This is a genomic window from Nitrosospira briensis (genome assembly GCF_900115125.1).
Classification (GTDB): Bacteria; Pseudomonadota; Gammaproteobacteria; order Burkholderiales; family Nitrosomonadaceae; genus Nitrosospira; species Nitrosospira briensis_A.
This window is the reverse complement of the sequence record NZ_FOVJ01000001.1, coordinates 23,706-48,645: the sequence shown is the minus strand read 5'-3', so window position 1 is coordinate 48,645 and position 24,940 is coordinate 23,706. Positions and strand designations below refer to the sequence as shown.

Annotated in this window: 20 protein-coding genes; 12 read left to right on the top strand and 8 right to left on the bottom strand. The window is 54.1% G+C overall.

The window, feature by feature from the left end; all coding sequences use genetic code 11:
- Positions 1 to 11: 11 nt before the first annotated feature.
- Entirely contained in the window at positions 12 to 851 is an 840-nt protein-coding gene (gene panC, locus BMZ14_RS00225; protein WP_074793470.1) for a pantoate--beta-alanine ligase, read from the top strand.
- 464 nt (positions 852 to 1,315) lie between these two features.
- Positions 1,316 to 2,092, top strand: coding sequence for a Crp/Fnr family transcriptional regulator (locus BMZ14_RS00220; RefSeq protein WP_074793468.1), 777 nt, complete (start codon positions 1,316 to 1,318; stop codon positions 2,090 to 2,092).
- Positions 2,093 to 2,192: 100 nt separating this feature from the next.
- On the opposite strand, the gene BMZ14_RS00215 is transcribed toward BMZ14_RS00220, so the two are convergent.
- Positions 2,193 to 5,036 (bottom strand): aconitate hydratase, encoded by a 2,844-nt coding sequence (locus BMZ14_RS00215; RefSeq protein WP_074793466.1) that lies wholly within the window; start codon positions 5,034 to 5,036, stop codon positions 2,193 to 2,195.
- Between the two features lie 203 nt (positions 5,037 to 5,239).
- Positions 5,240 to 6,013: an SDR family oxidoreductase gene (locus tag BMZ14_RS00205; protein WP_218144947.1), complete on the bottom strand. Its 774-nt coding sequence runs from the start codon at positions 6,011 to 6,013 to the stop codon at positions 5,240 to 5,242.
- A 383-nt stretch (positions 6,014 to 6,396) separates the two neighbouring features.
- Between BMZ14_RS00205 and BMZ14_RS00200 the strand changes: the two genes are divergently transcribed.
- Together BMZ14_RS00200 and BMZ14_RS00195 are read left to right on the top strand one after the other, a co-directional pair.
- Positions 6,397 to 7,125, top strand: coding sequence for an esterase/lipase family protein (locus tag BMZ14_RS00200; protein ID WP_074793462.1), 729 nt, complete (start codon positions 6,397 to 6,399; stop codon positions 7,123 to 7,125).
- A gap of 12 nt (positions 7,126 to 7,137) precedes the next feature.
- Positions 7,138 to 8,598: a hypothetical protein gene (locus tag BMZ14_RS00195; protein WP_074793460.1), complete on the top strand. Its 1,461-nt coding sequence runs from the start codon at positions 7,138 to 7,140 to the stop codon at positions 8,596 to 8,598.
- A gap of 14 nt (positions 8,599 to 8,612) precedes the next feature.
- Here the strand turns inward: BMZ14_RS00195 and BMZ14_RS00190 are convergent, their stop codons facing one another.
- The 6 genes from BMZ14_RS00190 to BMZ14_RS00165 all read right to left on the bottom strand — a co-directional run bounded on the left by BMZ14_RS00190 (position 8,613) and on the right by BMZ14_RS00165 (position 15,307).
- On the bottom strand, positions 8,613 to 10,064 hold the full coding sequence (locus BMZ14_RS00190; protein WP_074793458.1) for a bifunctional 2-methylcitrate dehydratase/aconitate hydratase: 1,452 nt from the start codon (positions 10,062 to 10,064) through the stop codon (positions 8,613 to 8,615).
- A gap of 98 nt (positions 10,065 to 10,162) precedes the next feature.
- A complete protein-coding gene (locus BMZ14_RS00185) occupies positions 10,163 to 11,023 on the bottom strand; it encodes a metallophosphoesterase family protein (RefSeq protein ID WP_074793456.1) in 861 nt (286 codons plus the stop codon).
- A complete protein-coding gene (locus BMZ14_RS00180; protein ID WP_074793454.1) occupies positions 11,020 to 11,994 on the bottom strand; it encodes a diacylglycerol/lipid kinase family protein in 975 nt (324 codons plus the stop codon). The genes BMZ14_RS00185 and BMZ14_RS00180 overlap by 4 nt, the downstream gene beginning before the upstream one ends.
- A 260-nt stretch (positions 11,995 to 12,254) precedes the next feature.
- Positions 12,255 to 13,412: a bifunctional 2-methylcitrate synthase/citrate synthase gene (gene prpC / locus BMZ14_RS00175; protein WP_074793452.1), complete on the bottom strand. Its 1,158-nt coding sequence runs from the start codon at positions 13,410 to 13,412 to the stop codon at positions 12,255 to 12,257.
- Entirely contained in the window at positions 13,405 to 14,298 is an 894-nt protein-coding gene (gene prpB / locus BMZ14_RS00170) for a methylisocitrate lyase (RefSeq protein WP_074793450.1), read from the bottom strand. Before prpB ends, prpC begins: the two co-directional genes overlap by 8 nt.
- Before the next feature lie 25 nt (positions 14,299 to 14,323).
- Positions 14,324 to 15,307 carry a malate dehydrogenase gene (locus tag BMZ14_RS00165; RefSeq protein WP_074793448.1) on the bottom strand — a complete coding sequence of 328 codons (984 nt, stop codon included), beginning with the start codon at positions 15,305 to 15,307 and terminating at the stop codon, positions 14,324 to 14,326.
- Positions 15,308 to 15,699: 392 nt separating this feature from the next.
- Here BMZ14_RS00165 and sdhC point away from each other — a divergent pair, with 392 nt between their 5' ends.
- From sdhC to gltA, 8 genes are all read left to right on the top strand, one after another.
- Positions 15,700 to 16,077, top strand: a complete 378-nt coding sequence (gene sdhC, locus BMZ14_RS00160) for a succinate dehydrogenase, cytochrome b556 subunit (protein WP_074793446.1) — start codon at positions 15,700 to 15,702, stop codon at positions 16,075 to 16,077.
- Complete coding sequence (sdhD, locus tag BMZ14_RS00155; RefSeq protein ID WP_074793444.1) at positions 16,071 to 16,415, top strand: succinate dehydrogenase, hydrophobic membrane anchor protein; 345 nt, start codon at positions 16,071 to 16,073, stop codon at positions 16,413 to 16,415. Before sdhC ends, sdhD begins: the two co-directional genes overlap by 7 nt.
- Before the next feature lies 1 nt (position 16,416).
- The gene (gene sdhA / locus BMZ14_RS00150) at positions 16,417 to 18,180 is read left to right on the top strand and encodes a succinate dehydrogenase flavoprotein subunit (RefSeq protein ID WP_074793442.1); all 1,764 of its coding nucleotides are present in this window, start codon (positions 16,417 to 16,419) and stop codon (positions 18,178 to 18,180) included.
- A gap of 214 nt (positions 18,181 to 18,394) precedes the next feature.
- The gene (gene zwf / locus BMZ14_RS00145; RefSeq protein ID WP_074793440.1) at positions 18,395 to 19,900 is read left to right on the top strand and encodes a glucose-6-phosphate dehydrogenase; all 1,506 of its coding nucleotides are present in this window, start codon (positions 18,395 to 18,397) and stop codon (positions 19,898 to 19,900) included.
- Between the two features lie 77 nt (positions 19,901 to 19,977).
- Entirely contained in the window at positions 19,978 to 22,482 is a 2,505-nt protein-coding gene (locus tag BMZ14_RS00140; RefSeq protein WP_074793438.1) for a glycogen/starch/alpha-glucan phosphorylase, read from the top strand.
- A 171-nt stretch (positions 22,483 to 22,653) separates the two neighbouring features.
- The gene (locus BMZ14_RS00135; RefSeq protein WP_083396553.1) at positions 22,654 to 23,349 is read left to right on the top strand and encodes a succinate dehydrogenase iron-sulfur subunit; all 696 of its coding nucleotides are present in this window, start codon (positions 22,654 to 22,656) and stop codon (positions 23,347 to 23,349) included.
- Positions 23,346 to 23,576 carry an FAD assembly factor SdhE gene (locus BMZ14_RS00130; RefSeq protein WP_074793434.1) on the top strand — a complete coding sequence of 77 codons (231 nt, stop codon included), beginning with the start codon at positions 23,346 to 23,348 and terminating at the stop codon, positions 23,574 to 23,576. Before BMZ14_RS00135 ends, BMZ14_RS00130 begins: the two co-directional genes overlap by 4 nt.
- A 49-nt stretch (positions 23,577 to 23,625) precedes the next feature.
- Complete coding sequence (gene gltA / locus BMZ14_RS00125; protein WP_074793432.1) at positions 23,626 to 24,927, top strand: citrate synthase; 1,302 nt, start codon at positions 23,626 to 23,628, stop codon at positions 24,925 to 24,927.
- The last annotated feature ends 13 nt before the right edge of the window (positions 24,928 to 24,940 follow it).

The following is a 24,940-nucleotide window of genomic DNA, read 5'->3' as shown; positions in this document are numbered from 1 at the left end:
GCTGCTTCAGCGTGGAGATTATTACCGACATCTCATCCTTGCGCTCGCGCCTTGCGCACGAGTCTTCCATTGCGTTTGTTCCCACGATGGGCGGGCTCCACGAAGGCCACTTGTCGCTGGTGGATATCGCCCAGTGCAAAGCGGATTGCGTGGTGACAAGCATTTTTGTCAACCGTCTGCAATTTGCACCGGCGGAGGATTTCAACCGATATCCACGCGCGCTGGCGGATGACTGCGAGCTATTGAAAAACCGGGGCGTCGATGTGGTATTCGCGCCTGAGGAAAAGACGCTGTATCCGGTACCGCAGGAGTTCATGCTGGACCCTCCGCCGGTAGCGAATACACTGGAAGGAAAATTTCGTCCTGGATTTTTCCGTGGCGTGGCAACAGTGGTCCTGAAACTTTTCAATATCGTACAACCCCAGGTGGCGGTATTCGGCAAAAAGGATTACCAGCAACTGCATATGATGCGTGAACTGGTGCGGCAGCTTAATCTACCGGTGGAAATTATCGCAGGGGAAACCGCCCGTACCCTTGACCATCTCGCCTTGAGTTCTCGTAACCGCTATCTTACGGAAACGGAGCGTGCCGAGGCGACACGTCTGTATCGCGTACTTTCGCAGGTGAAGCAGGGAATAGAGAACGGCAAGGGAGATTTTCGCGTGTTGCAGGAAAACGCAGAAGAAACGCTCCGCAGCTACGGATGGAAGGTCGATTACATTTCCGTGCAGCGTCGCGATACACTTATGCCGGCACAGGCAGGGGATGAGATCCTCGTTGTCTTGGGAGCAGCCTGGCTAGGCAATACTCGTCTCATAGACAATCTGGAAGCGCGCCGCCCCAGTATATAGAAAAGTCCCCCGCAGTCATAATTCTATCGCCTGTAACCTTTTGATTGTACGGTAAATAACCCTCGTCGCTATATGACGACACGCAAAACCCGCGTGTTCTCAACAGCTTATATCCAATCACTCCTGTGGTGTTGTTGCCCAGCAACAACACCATACGTCGCAAACTTCCGCCAGCCGAGCAGAATTACTGTAAGCGCCTGTTTTCATACGACTTATTAATACTGGCACGGTAAGTGCTTGTATTTATCACAGGTAGTGCCGCAATAATAAGGCAATGCAGGAAACAAGACCCCAAGCTGATCAAGTACGAGGCTTGATCAGGGCGTTGCTCAGTGAGCAGGTGAGCTCAACCAGAAATTTGGAGCACAGAGGGGTGAAATTACTGCCTTTCAATCCGTCGCAGCGATGCAATGAACGAATAGTAAACTTTCCGGCACAGTCTGATATAAAGGAGATACACCAATATGCTTCCATCACACAGCCCGAAGCAGAACCGGATTTTAGCCGCGCTGCCACTAGAAGATTATGGGCGGCTTTTCCCGTATCTCGAGCTTACATCGATGCCTTTGGGACAGACGATTTATGAACCCGACTCTTCCATTACTCACGTATATTTTCCGACCACCAGCACGGTTGTGCCTTTGTATGGTGTGGAGAACGGTTCATCCGTGCAGCTTTCAATAATAGGCAATGAGGGTCTCACCGGTATTTCGTCCCTTTTAGGCGGAGACAGCACGCCCTCGGGAGTGGTAGTGCAATGTGCGGGCAGCGGCTACCGGGTGAAAGTGAATACCTTGAAGAAAGAATTCGATTCTGGAGGAAAGTTACAACATCTGGTATTGCGCTTCACCCAGGCGCTGATGACTCAGACAGCGCAAAACGCTGTTTGCAACCGGCATCATAATATAGAACAACAGCTTTGCCGCTTCCTGTTGATGAGCCAGGACCGCCTATCCAGTGATGAGATGCAAATGACGCACGAACAGATTGCGATAATGCTGGGCGTTCGCAGGGAAAGCGTTACTCAGGCTGCTCTTAAACTGCAAATGATAGGAGCAATCCAGTACAGCCGGGGCCATATCACGGTGGTAGACCGCGAGGAACTGGAAAATACCGTGTGTGAATGTTATACGGTCGTGAATAATGAATATGACCGCCTGCTATGGAATGAGCCGGCTTCCGATCCCGCCGGGAACCCGGCCAAGCCAGAGACCAGCGAGGAGTTGTGGCCCGTAACCTGAGGAGAGCCCCGGGCTACTCAGCACGAATCAGATCCCTCCCCCCAACCCTGATTCATGCTGAATAGTCCGGCTTGTCGCGTCACTCGTATGGGGCTTCCGCTCATCCTGACATGAGTTTTCTGAGAACGTAAGGTAATATCCCGCCGTTAAGGTAATAGTCCACCTCAATAGCTGTATCAATCCTGCACCGTAAACTGATTTCGCGGCTTGATCCATCTTCCTTACGGATGACAAGTGTCACATCCTGCTGAGCACGAATGTCCTCCAGGCCCATAAGATCGAATTGTTCATCGCCGTGTATGCCCAGCGATTCGGCGCTGTCGGCGTCCTTGAATTGCAGCGGCAATACGCCCATTCCAACGAGATTGCTGCGGTGTATGCGCTCGAAGCTTCTGGCGATGACCGCCTTGACGCCGAGCAGTTGCGTTCCCTTGGCAGCCCAGTCGCGGCTTGATCCCGCTCCATACTCTTCTCCCCCGAATACCACTGTCGGTATGTTGTCTGCAAGATACCTCATGGCTGCATCGTAAATGCTCATCTGCTGTCCATCCGGCTGGTGCAGGGTGATACCGCCTTCGCTGCCGGGTATCATCAGGTTTTTGATACGAACATTCGCGAAAGTGCCACGCATCATCACATCATGGTTGCCGCGACGCGCCCCATAGCTATTGAAGTCAGATTTGGTTACCCCGTTCGCAAGCAGATATTTTCCCGCCGGTGACGTATCCCTGATGGAACCTGCGGGGCTGATGTGATCGGTAGTCACTGAATCACCGAATATGCCCAGAACGCGCGCGTTGCGTATTCCGCCCGGCTGCCCGGGGCGCATTGAAAAATCCTGGAAGAACGGGGGCTCGGCAATATAAGTGGATTTCGGCCAATCGTATACGTTACCCGAAACTGATGACACCTCGTTCCATAACGGATGGCCCTCAGCCAGATTACCATAGAGGCGGCGAAATGTTTCCGCATTTGCGGCGTATTTCATTAACCCTTGAATTTCATCCTCGCTCGGCCACACGTCTGCAAGCTGGACAGGACTTCCGTCATCCGCAAAACCCAATGGCTCGGTCGTTACATCCCTGAGAACCGTTCCTGCAATGGCGTACGCTACCACCAGCGGGGGAGAGGCAAGAAAATTTGCACGAATGCTGGGGTGAATTCGAGCTTCGAAATTGCGATTGCCCGAGAGCACAGCGGAACAGACCAGATCATTCTCCACTATCGCTTCCTCTATCGGCTCGGATAGGGGGCCTGAATTACCGATGCAAGTGGTGCAACCATAACCTGCGAGGTAAAAGCCAAGTTGTTCCAGATAGCTCAGCAGACCGGTGGCGTGGAGGTATTCAGTCACAATGCGTGAACCGGGCGCGAGCGAGGTCTTGATATGCGGCTTGACCGACAGGCCTTTTTCTACCGCCTTCTTTGCCAGCAGTCCTGCGGCAAGCAGTACGCTAGGGTTGGAGGTATTCGTGCAGGACGTAATGGCTGCAATCACCACGTCTCCATGGCCCAGATCGATAGGGCCATTCGGCGGGCATACGGGAGCTTCGGCTCCCCCCACTATAGGACGGTTGTCTACCATCTCCTTGATGTGTCTTTCGGTTCCCGGTCTTACCGCAGCCGCATTGGCTTCCGTATTCTGGCTCGAGCCAGACGCGGCGCACGTGTCAACCCGGCGCTCGTCGCTCGAGCGAACCGGATAGCGCAGGTTTAGATCGGCAGCATCTCTGCCATAGCCGCTTTGTACGACGGGCTGGGCGAAGAGTTCGGTGAATCTCGATTTAATGTCGCGCATTTCGATGCGGTCCTGAGGACGTCTTGGTCCAGCTAACGAGGGCGAGACAGTAGTAAGATCAAGCTCCAGTTCCCGTGAGTAATCAATGTCGCCCTTGCGCGGAATGCCGTACAGCTCCTGAGCCTTGAAATAGGATTGAAGCGCGGCGACTTCCTCTTCACTACGCCCGGTACCCTGGAAATACTCGATGGTGGCGTCGTCAACGGGGAAAAAACCCATTGTGGCCCCGTATTCGGGCGCCATGTTGGCGATAGTGGCACGGTCGGGCACTGTCAGTGACGCGGTACCTTCGCCAAAAAATTCCACGAAGCTTCCCACCACGTTTGACCTGCGCAGCATCTCGGTAACAGTCAGCACCAGATCGGTGGCGGTAACGCCATTGCGCAATCGGCCGGTGAGATTTACACCAACCACATCGGGAGTCAGAAAATAAACCGGCTGCCCCAACATACCCGCCTCCGCCTCGATCCCGCCAACGCCCCAGCCAACAACGCCAATGCCATTGATCATCGTGGTATGCGAGTCGGTGCCGACCAGGGTATCCGGATACACCACGCCATCTTTCTCGTGCACGCCTCGAGCGAGATATTCCAGGTTGACCTGATGCACAATCCCGACGCCGGGAGGAACTACCTTGAATGTATCGAATGCCTGCATGCCCCACTTTATAAACTGGTAACGCTCTTTGTTGCGCCGGAATTCAATCTCCATGTTGAGATGAAGCGCCTCTCCGTCTCCATAGTGGTCGACCTGCACCGAGTGATCGACCACCAGATCAACCGGTACCAGAGGTTCGACAAGCTTGGGGTCCCGGCCCATTTTTTTTGCCACCTCTCGCATGGCCGCCAGATCGACCAGGAGCGGAACGCCAGTGAAATCCTGCAGCACGATCCGTGATACTACAAAGGGGATCTCATCCGCCCGCGCAGCGTTGGGTTGCCAGTTCGCCAGTTGCTTTACGTGGGTCTCGGTTACCTTTTTGCCATCGCAATTGCGCAGAACCGATTCGAGCACAACACGAATGGAGACTGGCAGCCGCGAAACCTTGCCTATGCGCGATTCCTCAAGCGCCGGCAAAGAATAAAACTTTACTTTCCTGCCTGGGAGAGCAAGGTCCTTCAGGGTGTCGAACAGGTTATGACTCATAAACGTGCTCCTTGAAAATTTTGCTGAATCCGATAAGCCGCGTATTGACGAAAGCCATTCTTATCGGATGATCATCCGCAGCCTTACCAAATGCAGGGATAACAGGACGATGCATGCCGCGGAAGCCGGACCAGCACGGGTAACCCAAATCATAAAGTTTGCTTGCCGGATAAGTAGAACCCGTGCCGTACACGCTCTCTCCATCAAGAAACTGGGTGATTTTCCGTTTTGTATTCCGCAAGATCCGCTTCGATCACACTTTCGGAAAAGCTTCGATAAGCCTGACCGATACGTTGGGCCATTGCGTCCGGAAAGAGATGAAAATCTCCTGACTTCAGCGCAGCAACTATACCTTCAGCCACCAGTGAGGGAGGCGCGGCGGAGCCGGCCAGGCCCGCCGTACTACTCATATCAGTCGCGATCAGGCCGGGGTGAACGCTGAGCACCGCTGTGCCCTGTTGCCCCAGCAAATCGCGCAGCGCCTGTGTAATGGAGTAAGTGGCGGCTTTTGAAGCAGAATGCGTCGCAAAATTGGAAGAGCATTTCAATGACGCGATCGAATTGAGTTGCACGAATGCTCCTCCTCCATTTTCCCTGAGAACGGGCGCAAAGGCTTGTGCCATGCGTACCAAGCCAAACAAATTGATCTTGATTGCGAGCTCAAGCGCCTCTATCGCATCGCTATCCAGAGGGGTGGAAGCCTTGAAGATCCCCGCATTGTTGACTACCACATGGAGGTCGTCCGTCCTCTCGGCCATTGCCGTGATGGTCTCCGGTTTGGCTAGATCAAATTGAACAGGCGCCACCATGTCGCCATACCGCTCAAGCAGGGAATCAGCAGAATCGAGGTTGCGCACGGCAGCATAGACTTTTGTTGCGCCGTGGTGCAGGAACGCATCGGTTATCGCCCTGCCTATTCCCCGGTTTGCGCCGGTAACCAGCGCGATCTTGCCTTTGATATCGCAGCTTATCTTCACTTTGGCTTTAGTTGAACGAGTAGTTGACAGGCTGGCGTATCCCGTCGGCAAGGATATATTGTTTACTGAACATTCCGTTTCAACGTATCAGCTTGCATTTCATACAAAAAAATTTTAGCCGGAGTATGCCGGATTATCGCGTTTATATCGTCGCCGAGGACTTGGGTTTCAAGTTTATCATCGATACCTGCGGTGAATGCTGACTTTCCCATTTCATCGGGCACAAATTGCTGTATGGCTCATTCAGTGTTCCGGGAAATCATCTAACATGAATTACATACGATAATATTTTATGCCTCGTAACGCTTGACGCTAAATACTAGCCAGGCGCAGCTATTATTGGACGCGCGCTTGAGGTTATAAACACTACTTTCGGGAATATTATGCCCTTCCCCACCCTCGCCCTGCTGCACGGCTTTCTTGGTTTCTCACGTCGAGGACCTATTGAATACTTTCGCGGGGTGAAAGAAGCGCTAAATAAAATGCATATTGTCCCTCTCATACCGGAAGTGCCGTCCGCCGGGACCATAGCCGAACGTGCGGAGGTACTTGCCCGCAAACTGTTTCGCACTGACGTGCCTGCCTTTGCTTTGGCTGCGCATAGCATGGGAGGGCTGGACGCAAGGTACCTGATCACTTATCTCGATCCGGATCGGCGTGTAAAGAGTTTGCTTACTGTTTCGACACCGCATCGCGGCAGCCTGTTAGCTACGTGGATGCTTGAATCCAGAGGACCGATTCCAGCCTGGTTTCGATATGTTGGCCGCCCGGCGCTGGATGAGCTGACCCCCGAGGCATGCGCAGCCACCCCGATCCCTGATCGTGAGGACGTGAACTACTCTTCCTACGCGAGTTGCCGCCATGCTGATGAACTTCCATTCTGGTTTCGGCCTTATGGCAGCATGATTCACGAGGACAACGACGGCATGGTACCGGTCAGCTCCGCCCATTGGGGAAATTTTCGTGGCACCGTTCGGGCCGACCATCTGGAACTGCTCGGATGGAGCCTGGGTTTGCCGGACGCGCAATCCGGGCGGCCTTTCGACCACCTCCATTTCTGGACGCGGGCTGCTACTGATGCTATGACTGCGGCAGAGGAAAAAACAAGCTGAAGGAAGAGTGGCATGGATCAACCCGAGAGCAAGAAATACGACATGCGCTGGTACGACTGGTCGGTATTTCTCGTACCGTCAATCTTTGTTATCAGCCTGGGGCTGGAATCCGCCTTTGGTCCCTATCCAGGCCCTGATGTGCCTGCACATCGCGACTTTCGGGCTATCGCCCACTGGTTTGACCCCGTATTCTTTCAATACAACCTCGTCATGACGCTACTAGTGGTACTGGTCGTGCCATCGCTTGCCTTAAGCTATATCCAGACGATGGCGAACCGGAAGGAACGCAGGCTCCAGCATGAGGTTCCCCCTGAACGACGCGGCGAAATCCGCAGAAGAATGGGCGCGCGCGCTTCCTTCAGCAGTTATCGCGGGAGTGTCTGGCTGACAACAACTATCGTGCTGCTCGGCTCCTCGATTCTGCTGCTGATGAAACCTGTTTTTGGAGGAGGCAGTGGTGTTGATTTCAGCCTCGGCGGCAATATGCTCACAATGGGACCTTTTGCCGAGTTATACAAAAAAAACCCGGACGAATACTACTCCCACCTTATCCGGAACCAGGTCGCCTTCCAATTCGGTTTTTTGGGCGCCTACGTCTATTTCATCGGCTCGGTCGTTCGCGCATACTTCACAATGGATTTGACTGCACACACTTTCGTGGACGGTGCGATACGCATGATGGTAGCAAGCATACTGGCGCTGGTATTGTCCTTCGCCTTTGACTTCGTTCTTCCCGGAGAATCCGTATATGCCGGCCCACCAGTTGCTGCAAGTGGCAGCAACTCAACCGGGTCTTCGTCTCGCGAACCGGCGCCGGCCGCTAGTTCAATTAATACCGGGAACGCACACGGCGGCTTGGCGGAGCAAACTGACGGGACAAATCTGGTACTTCCGACAAGCCTCAGCCTGCTGCCGATCGTAGCATTTTTCTTTGGTTTCTACCCGAAACGGGCGGCGGCGACACTTGAACGCGTCACCCTCAAGGTAATGAGAAGCATCATTCCCGGCGACCGGTACCGTGCGCTTCCGCTTTCCATGCTTGCTGGCATGAGCTATTCACACGAATTGAGGCTGGAGCGCGAAGGGTTCGATAATATCGAAAATTTGCGAAACGCCGATGCGGTGGATCTGGCGGTACGCACCTGCTTCAGCTACCCGCAGTTGAAACAATGGATAGACCAAGCCTGGCTCGCGGCTCACTTGCGCGAAGATTATCCCGAATTTGTCCTGCGTACCGGCATCGAAGATCGTGAAGAGCTGAAGCGCTTCCTGTCCACATGTGATTCGGCAAAGATCGATGGACTGGAGCAATTGTTGGCGGCGTTATCCAGGGACCCCGCTTCACATTCATCCTGGAAGCTAAGGCTGACCACACTTAAAATATTGCTGGATATAAACCCCGCTCCCTCGGAAAATTGCCACAATCCGGGGGAAGACGAAAAGGGAACGGTCGATATTTCATCCCGCATGTAGCGTGGTACTTGCGCTCAGGCAGAAAACATATCGACGAATTCTCTCACCGGTGTAGCTTCCAGCTTCTCCAGGTCCAGGCAAAGATCGGTGATTGCGTTTTGTTGCGTTTCAGTAAAGCGGCGCGCAAGGCTCATTCTGAATTTTTCTTCCAGTAGTGGAATGCCTTCCTTGCGGCGGAACCTGTGCCCGATGGGGTATTCCACCACGACTTCATCCAGCTTCCTGCCGTCCTTGAATTCCACCGTGATTCCATTGGCAATGGAGCGTTTCTCGGGGTCGTAATAATCCTGCGTAAACTTCTTATCCTCCATACACGTGATTTTATCGCGCAACTGGTCGATGCGTGGATCGGCAGCAACCGTGTTCTCGTAATCTTCGGCCGTGAGTCTTCCAAAAATGAGCGGCACCGCAACAATGTATTGCATGCAGTGGTCGCGGTCGGCAGGATTGTTGAGCGGGCCTTTTTTATCGATGATGCGAATCGCCGCCTCGTGAGTGCGGATGGTGATTTTTTTTATATCGCCAATCCGCTCTTTCACATGGCGGTGCAGTTGCATCGCGCATTCCGCTGCTGTCTGGGAATGGAATTCAGCGGGGAAAGAAATCTTGAACAATACGTTTTCCATCACATATGAATCCCACTGTTGAATCGGTCTCTGGAACCGGAGAGGCTGTCCCTTGAACAACACATCGTAAAAACCCCAGGTTTTTGCCGTCAGCGCGGAAGGATACCCCGCTTCTCCTTTAAGCGTGATCAGTGCGAGCCATACCGCCCGGCTGGTGGCATCGCCCGCTGCCCACGATTTTCGTGAGCCGGTATTGGGCACGTGACGATAGGTGCGCAACGACTGCCCGTCCACCCATGCCTGCGAAAGCGCGTCGACTATCTGATCCCGGCTGCCGCCAAGCATATGCGTCACGACGGCGGTGGACGCAACTTTCACCAGCACGACATGATCCAGTCCCACCTTGTTGAAACTGTTCTCCAACGCAAGGCAGCCCTGGATTTCATGGGCCTTGATCATCGCCGTCAGCACGTCGCGTACCGCGAATGACTTTCTGCTCCCATTGTTTGCATTGCGCGAGCACCAATCAGCCACGGCAAGTATGCCGCCCAGATTATCCGATGGGTGTCCCCATTCGGCCGCCAGCCAGGTGTCGTTGAAATCCAGCCAGCGAATCATCGTGCCAATGTTGAACGCAGCTTGCACGGGGTCGAGCCGGAACGGGGTGCCGGGAATTCTTGCTCCATCCGGCACCGTGGCTCCGGGAACTACGGGCCCAAGCAGCTTGGTGCAAGCCGGGTAAGCAAGCGCTTCCATCGCACAGCCCAGCGAATCCATCAGGCAATGGCGCGCAGTATCGTAAGCAAGGGGACTCGGGATATCCCGATTTACGACGTAGTCCGCGATATCCACCAGTACTTGATCCGGCCGGGGACGAATATTGGAGGTGTGGGATGACACAGCTATTTACTGAATGACAAGGACGTATTATAAACAGGCGATTAACGGGAAGTGTCCTTTTCCCGAGAAAGCGGGAAGAAGATCTTCCCCGCCATTTTCTATTTGATGCCGGGCTCCGCATCAAATGGTGCTGATTCAACCGGATCATCTGAAGCATAAAAATCCAGGGGGTCAATTGCTACTCTAACAAAGTTTTTTGCCGACGTGAGGTAGTCCCAGCGTTCAACAGTGCATTGGCGGCGCTGCTGCAAGACCTCATAGCGGATCAGGTTGATCGAATTGTTTCCTCCGGGGCGCACGCGCCGCGACACTGCCGTACCAGCTTGCACAGCCCAGGTCCGCCGCATGATACCGGCATAACGGGCATGCAAGGCGCAGACATAAGGCAGATGAATGTGACCGCCCAGAACCAGGTCAGCACCGGCGGCCGCCCATTGCCGCACCGCTGCCTCACACCCGTGCAGAAGATTGGGTTCATCCTTTACCTGTGTCACGCATACCGGTTGATGCGTTACAACAATGCGCAATTGGCCCACAGACGCCATTTTCAGGCGATCGGTCACACGGCGGATTTGTGCTTTCGACACTTCGCCGTCTTTGTGGCGGTAGCGGCGAGTAGTGTTGAGGGCAATGACAAGCCATCTATCCGACTCGAACGTCGGCTCAAGGTCGTCGCCGAACTCGCGACGGTAGTTTCCATAGGGGTTGAGAAACCGGGCCACGAAATTAAACAAGGGAATATCGTGATTACCTGGAATAACGATTAATGATGGTACCTCAAGCTGCTCGGTAAAGCTTTTCGCAGCGCGAAACTGTTCCCGGCGCGCCCTTTGCGTGATATCACCGGATAACACCGCCAGCTCGGGCGCCTCGTCATGCACAAGGCGCAATAACGCTTCAACTACTGGGGTCTGCTCGGTGCCGAAATGCGGATCGGAAATGTGAATAAGCGCTTTCATGAATCTGGACCTGTATCCAGGGTTCCCGGCTCAGGCGTAGTGGCAGGCTTGAGCAAATGCAGCGGGTGCGGAGAGACGCGAAATTCGAGCGGCGTATCCATCCAGACAACCTCGCCATCTGTTGCGACCTTCACGCGGCGCTTGAGGTGGCGAGATGACCTTATCGTCATGCGCTTGAAGCCAAAACTGATTACGTTTTGTGCTTCGCCCAACTTTCCGAGCGCACCGCGAACCAGTAGCCACAACATCGCCATCATACCGGTCGGCCGCAACATGATTGCGACGAGTTCATCATTCTCGAGCGCATTTTCCAGCGGGAGGCCGAGCTGCTCCAACTGCAACCGGTTGTTGCCCACAAACAGGGTCGGTGTGCGAATATCATGAAACTTGCCGCGGATTTCCAGACTGATGAGCAGTTGCTGGTGGTGTCGCAGCAGAGTTACCAGCCCCGATGCAAACGCAACCAGACGATTGCGCCCATATTGCTGTTTGAAAGCCTCGCGGTCTTCGAGCAACCTCGGGTAAAGCCCGAGGCTCGCATTGACCAGGAATAGTCGATCGTTGACAAGACCCACTTGAACCGCCTGGACGGAGGCAGTGAGGAGTGCTCGGGTGGCCTCGGCGGTATCAGATGATATTCCATGCTCGCGCCCAAAGTAATTGAACGTACCCTGGGGCAGCACGCCAAGAGGACAACCACTGCCTAGCGTCGCCTGGGCCACCGTGTTGATGCTGCCATCGCCGCCGGCTACCACAACGACACCGCCACGTTCACAAGCTCGCTCAACTGTTTGACGCGCAACACCATCAAGCTGTGCAGCGTCTTCGACTACTACCAGTTCGTAGCGTCTACCAGCCTCGATCAACACCTTCTCAATGATCGTACAAACGGTGGAAGTGTTGTTGTGCCCGGACGCGGCATTGAGAATAATGAAGAACTGAGGGGCAGATTCGTCTGCAATAGAAGGCATCAAATTTTTTGGGAAAATTACCTAATAGAACAGGAGTTGTGAATCCGCTTCATCTGGTCATCTTGTGCTGGTCATCGGAACGCACTCTATTATCTTTCCCGTATTGCTGTCGTCACGAATGGCGGAAAAACAAGCCTTCCGAGCAGCCCTGCCCTTCGTCCAGGATCTAGCCCACAGCCGATCGGGAATTGACAAGTTCGGAATATCGAACTCAAGCCACGCTGCTTGAAACCTTGGTGTTCCACTGGAGCCGGTTATCCTTATATCCGAGCCGGAATCGGCACGAACTCCCGCTCCTCCGGCCCAATGTAATTTGCCGATGGCCGGATAATCTTGCTGTCCAGACGTTGTTCGATAATGTGCGCAGCCCACCCGCTGGTGCGCGCGATCGCAAACAGTGGCGTAAACATGCCTGTGGGTACACCCATCATGTGATAACCCACGGCGGAAAACCAGTCGAGGTTGGGAAACATTTTCTTGATGTCCCACATTACTGTTTCCAGTCTCTCCGCAACACTGAACATTTCCGTATCGCCAGCTTCCACTGAAAGCTTCCTCGCAACTTCCCGGATTATCCGGTTACGCGGATCGCCGGTTGTATATACCGGATGTCCGAACCCGATGATGATCTCTTTATTCTCCACCCGCCGCCTGATGTCTGCCTCGGCCTCATCCGGGTTTTTGTAGCGCGTCTGGATATCGAATGCAGCCTCGTTGGCACCGCCGTGCCTGGGGCCGCGCAACGCGCCAATAGCCCCGGTGATTGCCGAGTAGAAATCGGATCCGGTGCCGGCAATCACGCGAGCGGCAAAGGTGGAAGCGTTGAATTCGTGCTCGGCGTACAGCACGAGCGAAGTATGCATGGCCTTCACCCACGACGGCGGCGGCGGTCTGCCGTGCAGCAGGTGCAGGAAATATCCTCCTATGGAGTCCTCATTAGCCGCCAGTTCTATACGGCGATTGTTATGGGAGTAGTGGTGCCAGTAGAGCAAAATTGAGCCGAGACAGGCCAGAAGTCTGTCTGCCAGATCACGGGCGTCCTCAATGGTATGTTTCTCCGCTTCAGGCAATACCGTGCCCAAGGCAGACACTCCGGTGCGCATCACATCCATCGGATGAGCAGTCGCCGGTATCGCCTCCAGAATGGTTTTAACGCCGGCAGGCAAATCTCGCAGGCTTCTGAGTTTTTCTTTATACGCAGCCAGTTCGTCCAGGGTGGGCAGCTTCTCATGTACCAGCAGATAGGCAATCTCTTCGAATTCGCAGGTATCGGCCATGTCTAGAATGTCATAGCCACGATAATGCAGATCGTTGCCAGTTCTGCCGACGCTACAGATGGCGGTATTTCCCGCTATCACGCCTGATAAAACTACAGATTTCTTGCTTCTGGATTGGGAACGTGCAGCTACCTTAATCATCTTCGGGCTTTCCGGATTCTGGAAACATGACATTCAGTTTCTCCTCATAGGCATGGTAATCGAGAAAGTCATATAGCTCCGCACGAGTCTGCATCGTATCGATCGTCTTCTTCTGGGTGCCTTCGTTGCGTATCGTCCGGTACACGTTCAGGGCGGCGGCGCTCATTGCCCGAAATGCGGATAGTGGGTAAAGCACCAGAGAAACGTCCGCCTTGGCCAATTCTTCGACTGAATAAAGAGGAGTCGCGCCGAATTCAGTTATGTTGGCCAGCACTGGCACGCTTACTGCTGCGGCGAATCGCCGATAGGTATCGAGTTCAGTCACGGCTTCCGGAAAAATAATATCCGCGCCGGCTTCCACGAATGCGCATGCCCTGTCCATGGCGGATTGCAGTCCTTCGACCGCCAGTGCATCAGTGCGGGCCATAATGACAAACCGGGGATCGGTCCTGGCATCTACCGCAGCCTTGATACGATCGACCATTTGCGCCTCGCTAACGATCATCTTGCCAGGGAGATGGCCGCAACGCTTGGCGTCAACCTGATCTTCAATATGCAAAGCCGCTGCGCCGGCTTTAATCAGTGACTTCACTGTGCGGGCGACATTGAGAACGCCGCCGAAACCGGTATCCGCGTCCACCAGCAGCGGCAGATCGATAATATCCGTGATGCGGCGCACGTCGGTCAGCACGTCGTCCAGCGTGGAAATGGCGAGATCGGGCACGCCCAGCGAGGCCGCCGCCACGCCGCCACCGGAAAGATAGAGCGCTTTGAATCCGGTACGAGCCGCAAGACGTGCTGCATAGGCGTTGATGCAGCCCACCACCTGCAAAGGCTTTTCCTCCGCAAGCGCGGCGCGAAAACGGGAACCCGCGGAGATGATCATGGGAGCTGAAAAATCAGGCTTTGGATTATCCAAACAAATGCTTCACCGAATCTCGCTCATCCACCAGTTCCCGATAGGTGGCCTGCATTTTTTCCTTACTGAATTCGCTGATTTCCAGATCAGGAACGATATGGTAGCCCCCCTCCTTGCAGACCACGGGAAAACCATACATAACACCCTCCGGAATCCCGTAGCTACCGTCCGAAGGGATTCCCATCGATACCCAGTCGTTTTCCCGGGTGCCGAAAACCCAGTCCCGGATATGGTCGATGGCGGCATTGGCGGCACTGGCGGCACTGGAGAGGCCACGAGCCTCGATTACCTCGGTACCGCGATTCTGTACCGCGGGAATGAAGTGGTCTTCTACCCAGGCAGGATCGTTGACGAGGCGCGCGACTTTGTCGCCACCCACCTCGGCATGATTCAAGTCCGGATATTGTTTGGAGGAATGATTGCCCCAGACGATCATTTTTCTGATGCCCGCAACGGGTCGTCCAAGTTTTGCCGCAACCTGGGACAAGGCACGATTATGGTCCAGCCGCATCATGGACGAAAAATTCCCCGGCATCAGGCTTGGGGCATTTCTCATGGCGATGAGAGCGTTGGTATTGGCCGGATTGCCAACTATCAGAACCTTTACGTCGCGGCGGGCCCCTTCATCCAGCGCCCTGCCCTGATCGATAAATATTGCACCGTTCGCTTCCAGCAAATCCTTACGCTCCATACCCTTGCCGCGAGGGCGTGCGCCTACCAGCATGGCGATATTCACATCGCGGAAAGCGGTTTCGGGATTATCTGTAATATTTATACCTGCCAGTAGCGGAAAGGCGCAATCCTCAAGTTCCATTACCACGCCTTTAAGTGTGGGCAGCGATTGCGGTATATCCAGCAATTGCAGGATGACAGGCTGATCCTTGCCGAGCATGTCGCCCGCCGCGATGCGAAATACCAGACTGTAACCGATCTGGCCAGCTGCGCCGGTGACCGCTACGCGCATGGGAGAGTTCATTCTTGCGCTCCTGTAGGATATTGCCGGGACAAGAAATTTTCCTGGTTAATTTTCCGTTGTCCGCACGTTTGTCGAAGGTGAGCCAAGTCGGAGCTCAACATTATTCTAAAGCAATCCATTTCGCCTTCGCGTTTTCATTTTTTGTGTTTGCGCGTCAAGCTCGATGCGACCCATCGAGAAATGCACCTTCAGGCTATCAAATGCCCTGGACTATAAAAACATTCCCTCTTGCTGTCAATTTGAGCAGTATCAACCGCCTGCCTTGGGTTGAACCCCTGGTAAACCCATTTTTTTCAGGGTTTACTTATGAGCTTACCCGTATTGTATCGCTCGATGTAAGGGTCTACACTAGGCCGTGGAGGCAGTACCCGACGTGTCCCGGGAGCGAACACTTGCAAAGAAAACGTCCCAAATACCTGGATCTGATGAGAATCAAACAGCCCCTGCCGGCTGTAGTCTCGCTCTTGCATCGGGTGAGCGGAGCGCTGCTGTTCTTTCCAGGCATCCCGCTTCTACTTTGCAGTCTGGACATAGTGCTGAATTCGCCGGAAGGGCATGTGCAGCTTCAGTCTCTACTGGACAACCCGCTGCTCAAAGTTGTCTTGACACTCTCGTTGTGGTTCTTCCTGCATCATTTCTGCGCTGGCATTCGTTTTCTTGCACTGGATCTGCATTATGGCTCCTCACTCCAGCAGGCGCGTACAACCAGTAAAATAGTATTCGCCGCCGGCGTTATTCTTACGCTGCTGATCTCGGCATCGATGTGGTGAAGCGTATTGTCACCGGCGCTCATTATGGCCTGAGGGATTGGCTCGCCCAGCGCTTGACCGCGGTGGTAATGGTAGTCTTTATTCTTCTATTCGCGGCAATGTTATTGATCTCGCCTCCCCACGACCACGCCTCGTGGAAGGCTATATTCGCTAACCGATGGATGCGTATTGCTTCCTTCCTGTTTCTTGTCAGCCTGTTCTGGCATGCCTGGGTCGGGATGCGCAATATTCTGATGGATTATATTCGTGCTGCCGGTATTCGTTTGACATTACAGGTACTGGTCATACTGTCCTTGTTGTTTTATACCATCTGGTCGGTGGAAATCCTGTGGAGTTAGTGTGGCGATAGCCAGAAGAAAATTCGACGCGGTAATTGTCGGGGCAGGCGGCGCGGGAATGCGCGCCGCGCTGCAATTGTCGACCGCCGGGCTCAAGGTGGCTGTCTTGTCAAAGGTATTTCCCACCCGCTCCCACACGGTAGCCGCTCAGGGCGGAATTGCGGCCGCATTGGGCAACGTAACCGAGGATAACTGGCACTGGCATATGTACGATACGGTGAAGGGCTCAGATTATCTCGGCGATCAGGATGCGATCGAATTCATGTGCCGCCAAGCCAGCGAAGTGGTCTACGAGCTGGAACATTACGGCATGCCCTTCGACCGCCTGGAGAATGGAAAAATTTACCAGCGCCCCTTCGGCGGACAGTCGCAGAATTTCGGCGGCGCGCAGGCAACCCGCTCGTGCGCGGCGGCCGACCGCACCGGCCATGCCATGCTGCATACCCTATACCAGCGCAACGTGCAGGCCAATACCCAATTTTTTGTCGAATGGATGGCCCTGGACCTGATCCGTGACCAGGAAGGGGACGTATGCGGCGTGACAGCGCTGGACATTGAAACCGGTGAGGTCATGGTGTTGCAGGCAAGGGCAACGCTGTTCGCCACTGGCGGCGGCGCGCGTATATTCAGCGCAAGTACCAATGCATTCATCAATACGGGAGATGGTCTCGCCATGTCGGCGCGGGCCGGCATTCCTCTGGAGGATATGGAATTCTGGCAATTCCATCCTACTGGCGTTTATGGAGTAGGCGTGCTCATCAGCGAGGCGGTGCGCGGTGAAGGCGGCTACCTGCTCAATAAGGATGGGGAACGCTTCATGGAACGTTATGCGCCCCATGCGAAGGACCTGGCCAGCCGAGACGTGGTGTCGCGAGCCCTGACTACAGAGATAAAAGAGGGAAGGGGCTGTGGCAGGGATGCGGATCATCTGCTGCTAAAGCTTGACCATCTCGGCGAGGATGTGATCAAGACGCGGCTGCCGGGCATTCGTGAAATCTCCATGAAATTTGCCCATGCAGACCCTATCCACGAGCCGATCCCGGTTGTACCTACCGCACATTACATGATGGGCGGCATTCCAACCAATTTTCACGGGCAGGTGGTGGCGCCCTATAAAACCGGCCCCGAGGAAGTGGTGCCGGGCTTCTATGCAGTAGGCGAGTGCGCTTGCGTATCCGTCCATGGCGGCAATCGGCTCGGAACCAATTCGTTGCTCGATATCCTTGTGTTCGGCCGGGCAGCCGGCAACCAGATCATCGAGGATTTGAAAAAAAACCAGCACCACAAGCATTTGCCGCCGGACGCCTCCGATCAGGCGCTGGCTCGGCTTGACCGGCTGAACAACCAGAAAGATGGAGAGAACGTGGCCCAAGTGGGCGATCTGCTACGCAAGACCATGCATACATATTGCGGCGTTTTCCGTTTTTCGGACATGCTCAGGGAGGGAGTCACCAGAATCGGCGAAGTGGCGGAGCGCGCCAAACATATCGAAATCAGGGACAAGAGCCGAGTATTCAACACAGCCCGGGTGGAAGCGCTGGAACTCGAGAATCTGGTGGAAGTAGCGATAGCCACAATGATTTCGGCCGAAGCGCGCACTGAAAGCCGCGGCGCCCACGCACGTGACGACTTTCCCGTGCGGGATGATGACAAGTGGCTCAAACATACCTTGTATTTCAGAGAAGGCCGACGGCTGGATTACAAGCCCGTCCGGTTAAAGCCGTTGACAGTGGAATCATTTACGCCCCAGGCGAGGACCTACTAATCAGAAATACGCGATTATCGATCAACATCGTTTTGTAGCCGGAAACAGCAGGCAAAGAAGTTGAAGCAAAGATGAGGCACCCCCCGGAATCCCCGGGGGGTGCTTCGGCCAGCACAAACAGCGGCACTGTTGACACTATAGTTGACAGCCATGCGTGCTTTTCCATGAGTGATTGCTTTCGGCCTGCACGAGGTACAACAGGGAGGGAAGAAAAATGAAGACTATCGATCCATGTGTCCTGGTGATCTTTGGCGCAGGTGGAAATTTATCGCGGCGTAAATTGATTCCTGCACTGTTTCGTCTGGAAGTAGCCAGGCGCCTGCCGGATAAAATGGTGATACTCGGTTGCAGCCTGGAGCTGTGGAGTAAAGACCGGTGGATCGAGGAAGTATCCGGCATGCTGAAGTCCCAGTTTCCGGAAGGCATTGATGAGCAGGCATCCGAGCGCTTCCTTTCCCGCTTGTATTACCATCCCAACCCCCCGGCCACTGGCGACGCTTATCTTAAACTGCAGAAAGTATTGGAAGAAACCCCGGAGTTTTCGCCCAATATCGTATTTTACATGGCTGTGCGTCCATCGGAATTCCCGCCAATCATAGAAAAACTCGGTGTGGCAGGCCTCCTCAAGCAGAAAAAAGGATGGTGCCGCGTGGTGATCGAAAAGCCTTTCGGCTATGACTTGCTCAGCGCCCAGACTCTGCAAGGAAGCCTGTACCGGCATTTGAACGAACCGCAGATTTACCGCATCGACCATTATCTCGGTAAAGGCACTGTGCAGAACGTGATGGTCTTCCGCTTCGCCAACATACTGCTTGAGCCGCTGTGGAATAACCATTATATCGATCATGTGCAAATCACCCATTCGGAAACCCTGGGTATTGAGGGGCGCGCCGACTATTACGAGGGAGCCGGCGCGTTGCGCGACATGATCCAGAGCCACTTGCTGCAGTTGCTTGCCTTGGTGGCGATGGAGCCTCCGGTAACATTATCCGCCGAGCACTTGCGGGACGAAAAAGTAAAGGTGCTGAAAGCTATACGGCCTATTACGCAAAACTCGGTGCACGCCCATGCATTCCGCGGTCAATATGCGAATGGAATTATCGGTGGGGAGCCCGTTCCGGGGTATGTGGAGGAACCGGGCGTGGCGCCGGACAGCGCCACGGAAACCTACGCGGCGCTAAAGCTGTTTATCGACAATTGGCGTTGGGCTGGAGTGCCGTTCTACCTGCGCACCGGGAAGCGCATGGCCGAAAATATTTCGGCAATTTGTATCCGTTTCAAAAGTCCACCCCAGGATTTGCTGCGTCACACACGCCATGAACCGTCGCATCCAAACTGGATCATGCTGGGCATTCAGCCTAATGACAGCCTGAAGATGGAAATGCGCGTCAAGGTGCCGGGTCTGGACCTGGAAACCCGCACCATCAGCCTGGATGCTTCATACCGCAAGGGTAGCGAGCAAGAACATGACGCCTATGAAGGTTTGCTGCTGGATGTAATGCAAGGTGATCATTCACTGTTTCTTCGAATAGATGAAGTGGAATGGGCATGGCGCGCGGTGGATCCTGTTATCAAAGTGTGGGCGATGGAACGCAATTTTATCAACTGCTACCAGGCAGGCACCTGGGGACCGCGGGGCACTTACCGGCTGTTCGATAGCGACGATCAATTCTGGCGTCATTCCTTGAATCCGGATGGCGCAGATCTGCAAGCATACTGATTCATCCTCATTTCCTTTCCGGCCAGCACCGGCGGTATCGAGCGTCTTTGAATAACCTCGAACTCACAGGAGAAATCATGAATGACTATTTAAAGACATCCATTTTCGAGCATAAGAAAGTCCGTTTCGATAAGGACTCGATCAAACACTCGCTCTCCAACAGTTTGACCTATTCGGTGGGCAAAGACACGGTAACCGCCACTGATCGCGACATGTTCTTCGCGACAGCTTACATGGTGCGCAATCGCCTGATAGACCGCTGGATGGAAACCATGCGTAGCTATTACGTCAACGACGTCAAGCGCGTTTACTACTTTTCCCTGGAATTCCTGATGGGGCGCACCCTGATGAACGGCGTGCACAATCTCGCATTCGAGCAGCAATTCCGCGAGGCGTTAAAGGAATCCGCGATCAATCTGGACGAGATACGCGAAGTAGAGCCCGACGCCGCACTCGGAAACGGTGGCTTGGGACGGCTTGCGGCCTGTTTCCTCGATTCCATGGCGACACTGGACCTCCCCGGCTACGGCTATGGTATCCGCTACGAGTACGGCATGTTCGCCCAGCGTATCGAGGATGGCAGGCAGGTTGAGCATCCGGATAACTGGTTGCGTTATGGCAACCCATGGGAGTTCCCACGCCCAGAGGTATTGCATCAGGTAAAATTTCATGGCCGTGTGGTTCAATATGCCGATGAACGGGGAATGCTGCGCTATCACTGGATAGATACCGACGACGTGATGGCCATGGCTTTCGATACGCCTATTCCGGGATATGGCACCCGCACGGCCAACAACATGCGCTTGTGGTCGGCGAAGGCAACGCGAGATTTTGAACTGCGCTACTTCAACGAAGGGAATTATGTCAAGGCAGTGGAAGACAAGAACGCTTCCGAGAACTTGTCCAAGGTGCTCTACCCCGACGACAGTACGGCCATGGGGCGCGAACTGCGCCTGAAGCAACAGTATTTCTTCGTGTGCGCTTCGTTGCATGACATATTGCGCCGGTACCGCAAGTATCAAAATAATTTTGATGCCTTGCCCGACAAAGTCGCGATCCAGTTGAACGACACGCATCCCGCCATTGCCATTCCGGAACTGATGCGCCTGCTGGTGGATTTGCACCATCTGGAATGGGAGAAAGCATGGAATATCACTACCCGGACGTTCGCGTATACAAACCACACACTGATGCCCGAAGCGCTTGAGACCTGGGCGGTTACCCTGTTCGAAAGTATCCTGCCACGCCATTTGCAAATCATTTACGAAATCAACCGGCGGTTGTTGAGAGATGTGATGCATCGCTACCCTGGTGACAACGGGATACTGCGCCGCATGTCCATCATCGATGAGGAAGGAGGAAGGCGCATCCGCATGGCGCATCTCGCCATAGTGGGCAGCCACAAGGTAAACGGGGTGGCGCAAATTCATACCGAACTGATGAAGCAGACAATATTCCGCGACTTCGACCGGTTTTTTCCCGGCAAAATCATCAATATCACCAACGGCATCACGCCACGCCGCTGGCTGAATCAGGCGAACCGGCGGCTGGCCGAACTTATCACTTCGCGTATCGGTCCCGGTTGGATCAAGGACTTGACCCAGTTGAAGCGTCTGGTCCCACTGGCCGATGATGCCTCCTTTCGCGAGGAGTTCGCCGCCGTGAAGCGCTTGGACAAGGAACGGTTGGTTGCAATGCTGAAGAAAAAGCTCGGGATTGATATCAATCCCGATTCGCTGTTCGATGTTCAGATCAAACGCATCCATGAATACAAACGGCAACTGCTCAATGTGCTGCATGTGGTGACGCTGTATAACCGCATTCGGCATGACCCGAACGCCGGCCATGTTCACCGGACAGTCATTTTCGGGGGCAAGGCGGCGCCGGGTTATTCCATGGCCAAGCTCATTATCAAGCTTATCAATGATATCGCCGACATCGTCAATAATGATCCGCGTGTGGCAGGCCACTTGAAGGTCGTGTTCATACCTAACTATGACGTATCAACAGCAGAAGAGATGATTCCGGCTGCCGACCTCTCGGAGCAGATTTCAACCGCAGGCACTGAGGCCTCGGGAACCGGAAACATGAAACTCGCATTGAACGGCGCCCTTACGATTGGTACCCTGGATGGCGCCAATATCGAAATCCGCGAGGAAGTCGGGGAAGACAATATTTTTATATTCGGCCTCACAGCAACGGAAATCACCGAGATGAAAGCGAATGGCTATCAACCTCTGGATTTCTACCACTCCAACGCGGAATTGCGCACCGTTCTCGACATGATCGGTTCGGGCTTTTTCTCTCCGGATGAGCCTGGTCGCTTTAAACCTGTTATAGATACGCTGCTACAACATGGCGATAAATATTTTCTGCTGGCCGATTATGCTTCCTATATCGCTTGCCAGAAAAAAGTTGATGCCGCTTACCAGGATCAGGAGGAGTGGATACGCAAGGCGATCCTGAACGTTGCCCAGATGGGTAAATTTTCCAGTGACCGTACCATTTTGCAATATGCGAACGAGATATGGGATGCGAAGCCGGCTAAACCCGCTCCTCTACAGGTTGATGAAATTGGCTAGCAAGGTGTTATCGAGGAGGGAGAACTGAATTCAACGGGGGTATTCCAATGAATTGCGGAAAATGGTGTATCACTTATCCAGCTGAAAACTCCAAGGCTATGCGGCGGGAAATATTCCTCGTCATCCGGGGAATATTTCTCGGGCGATAACCCATATATCAAGGAATTCGACATGAAATTCTCAATCTACCGCTTCGATCCGGACAAGGACGAAAAGCCGTACATGCAGGATTACGATATCGCGCTGGAGCCAGCCGATAGAATGCTGCTGGATGCGCTGGAGCGCATCAAAACCATTGACGACAGCCTAAGCCTGCGCCGTTCCTGCAGGGAGGGGGTGTGTGGATCGGACGGAATGAACATCAACGGGCGCAACGGACTGGCCTGTATCACGCCGGTTGCAGGGTTGAAAGAACCCGTGGAACTGCGCCCCTTGCCGGGTTTGCCGGTTATACGCGACCTGATCGTGGACATGACGCAATTTTTCCAGCAATATCACTCGATCAAGCCATATCTCATCAACAATGAACCGCCCCCGGAAACCGAGCGCCTGCAATCACCAGAGGAAAGGGCCGAGTTGGATGGGTTATACGAGTGCATACTGTGCGCATGCTGCTCCACCGCGTGCCCTTCATTCTGGTGGAACCCGGACAAATTTGTGGGGCCCGCCGGTTTGTTGCAGGCATACCGTTTTCTCGCCGATAGTCGAGACCAGGCTACCGCGGAGCGACTGGATTATCTGGAAGACCCGTATCGCCTGTTCCGCTGCCATTCCATCATGAACTGCGTGGATGTATGCCCCAAGGGTTTGAATCCGACCAGCGCCATCGGCCGGATCAAGGACATGATGGTGAAAAGAACGGTATGAAAAACCTGGAGCGCGCACGCTGGCGTTGCCGGCGTGGCCTGCTGGAACTGGATATTGTGCTGCAAAGGTTCATGGACGAGCATTACACCAAGCTCAACGAGGCGGAGCTACGGCAATTTGAAACACTGCTTGGCCTTCCGGACAATGACTTATGGGATATGATTACGTTGAAAGAAGCAGGAAGCGCCGATTCGCATCCAGTATTGCGTCTACTGCAAACAATATAGCTGGACCCAAGCGCTTACAGAGTGGAAAACGAAAATAGTGGGGAACAATATGAAACACGCGCGTAACGCGACTCTTGATCTGGATAACGGCAGTCAGCCACTGGAATTTCCAATCCTGTCGGGTACCATGGGGCCCGATGTGGTTGACATCCGCACGCTATATGCGAAAGGCGGGATATTTACCTACGATCCCGGCTATCTTTCCACGGCCAGCAGCAGTTCCGGGATAACCTTTATCGACGGGGATAAAGGTATTTTACTTTATCGCGGTTACCCGATCGAGCAGTTGGCAGAAAAATGCGATTTTCTGGAAGTGTGTTTTTTGCTGATGAACGGGGAACTGCCCAATGGCGCCCAGAAGAAATCCTTCGACAATACCGTTACCGGGCACACGATGGTGCATGAGCAACTGGCCCGCTTCTATACGGGGTTCAGGCGCGACGCTCATCCCATGGCCGTAATGATCGGTGTTGTCGGCGCTTTGTCTGCGTTTTACCACGATGCAATGGATATTTCGGACGCTGCGCACCGTGAACTATCCGCCTTTCGGTTGATAGCAAAACTGCCAACCATTACCGCAATGGCCTACAAATACAATATCGGTCAACCTTTCGTCTATCCGCGCAACGATCTTAACTACGCGCAAAACTTCATGCATATGATGTTCGCCACGCCTGCCGAGGAATATAAACCAAATCCGGTCTTGGCGCGGGCGCTGGATCGTATTCTGATCCTGCATGCCGACCATGAGCAGAATGCTTCCACGTCCACTGTCCGGCTCGCCGGTTCGAGCGGGGCCAATCCCTTTGCCTGTATCTCCGCCGGTATTGCCTGCCTTTGGGGGCCAGCCCATGGCGGAGCAAACGAAGCCTGCCTGAACATGCTTGAAGAAATTGGCGATGATTCGCGCATTGGCGAGTATATCGCCCGCGCCAAAGACAAGGACGACCCTTTCCGGCTGTCAGGGTTTGGTCACCGGGTATACAGAAATTTTGATCCACGCGCGACGTTGATGCGCGAAACCTGCCATGAAGTACTGGATGAACTGGGCCTGCACGATGACCGGCTGTTCAAGCTTGCGCTGAAATTGGAGAAAATCGCGCTGGAAGATGAATATTTCATCGAAAGAAAGCTCTACCCCAATGTCGATTTTTATTCCGGCATCGTCCAGCGGGCCCTGGGTATTCCCGCTTCGATGTTCACTGCCATATTTACCATGGCCCGCACCGTTGGATGGATCGCGCAATGGAGTGAAATGATCTCCGATCCCGAGTACAAGATCGGGCGGCCGCGCCAGCTTTACACAGGCGCAGTTACCCGCGATGTGGTTCCGATTGCATCACGAAAATAACCCGGTTTTGCCA

Excerpts from the sequence above, each read along its gene's own strand:
- BMZ14_RS00130 (WP_074793434.1), top strand. The coding sequence starts at position 23,346 with ATGAAAAACCTGGAGCGCGCACGCTGGCGTTGCCGGCGTGGCCTGCTG.
- gltA (WP_074793432.1), top strand. The coding sequence starts at position 23,626 with ATGAAACACGCGCGTAACGCGACTCTTGATCTGGATAACGGCAGTCAG.
- prpB (WP_074793450.1), bottom strand. The coding sequence starts at position 14,298 with ATGATCATCTCCGCGGGTTCCCGTTTTCGCGCCGCGCTTGCGGAGGAA.
- BMZ14_RS00200 (WP_074793462.1), top strand. The coding sequence starts at position 6,397 with ATGCCCTTCCCCACCCTCGCCCTGCTGCACGGCTTTCTTGGTTTCTCA.
- prpC (WP_074793452.1), bottom strand. The coding sequence starts at position 13,412 with ATGATTAAGGTAGCTGCACGTTCCCAATCCAGAAGCAAGAAATCTGTA.
- BMZ14_RS00180 (WP_074793454.1), bottom strand. The coding sequence starts at position 11,994 with ATGCCTTCTATTGCAGACGAATCTGCCCCTCAGTTCTTCATTATTCTC.
- BMZ14_RS00195 (WP_074793460.1), top strand. The coding sequence starts at position 7,138 with ATGGATCAACCCGAGAGCAAGAAATACGACATGCGCTGGTACGACTGG.
- BMZ14_RS00135 (WP_083396553.1), top strand. The coding sequence starts at position 22,654 with ATGAAATTCTCAATCTACCGCTTCGATCCGGACAAGGACGAAAAGCCG.
- zwf (WP_074793440.1), top strand. The coding sequence starts at position 18,395 with ATGAAGACTATCGATCCATGTGTCCTGGTGATCTTTGGCGCAGGTGGA.
- BMZ14_RS00215 (WP_074793466.1), bottom strand. The coding sequence starts at position 5,036 with ATGAGTCATAACCTGTTCGACACCCTGAAGGACCTTGCTCTCCCAGGC.
- BMZ14_RS00165 (WP_074793448.1), bottom strand. The coding sequence starts at position 15,307 with ATGAACTCTCCCATGCGCGTAGCGGTCACCGGCGCAGCTGGCCAGATC.
- BMZ14_RS00185 (WP_074793456.1), bottom strand. The coding sequence starts at position 11,023 with ATGAAAGCGCTTATTCACATTTCCGATCCGCATTTCGGCACCGAGCAG.
- BMZ14_RS00220 (WP_074793468.1), top strand. The coding sequence starts at position 1,316 with ATGCTTCCATCACACAGCCCGAAGCAGAACCGGATTTTAGCCGCGCTG.
- BMZ14_RS00140 (WP_074793438.1), top strand. The coding sequence starts at position 19,978 with ATGAATGACTATTTAAAGACATCCATTTTCGAGCATAAGAAAGTCCGT.